Source organism: Burkholderia sp. SIMBA_051 (assembly GCF_046534915.1).
Lineage (GTDB): Bacteria > Pseudomonadota > Gammaproteobacteria > Burkholderiales > Burkholderiaceae > Burkholderia > Burkholderia ambifaria.
The window spans coordinates 1-275 of record NZ_JAWRXS010000236.1; the positions used below are offsets into that span (position 1 = coordinate 1).

General features: G+C 58.9%; 1 pseudogene. It reads left to right on the top strand.

The window, feature by feature from the left end:
* Nucleotides 1-275 (top strand): annotated as a pseudogene (locus SB771_RS34340) (ISKra4 family transposase); the annotation flags it as partial.

Below are 275 nucleotides of genomic sequence, written 5' to 3' on the forward strand. Positions count from 1 at the left end.
CGAGTTCCGCGGCTATATCGTGGCCAACCAGGCGTTCATCCCGAACTATGGTGACCGCTATCGGCACGACGAGACGATCTCAACGGCGTTCGTCGAATCCACCGTGAACTACGTGGTCAGCAAGCGCTTTGTGAAGAAACAGCAAATGCGCTGGACCCAGCGCGGCGCGCACCTGCTGCTTCAAGCCTGCGCGCAGGTTCTGAACGACGATTTACGCAACACGATCGGACGATGGTTTCCGGGGATGAGAGCAGAGGCGCAGGTGGATTGGAAGG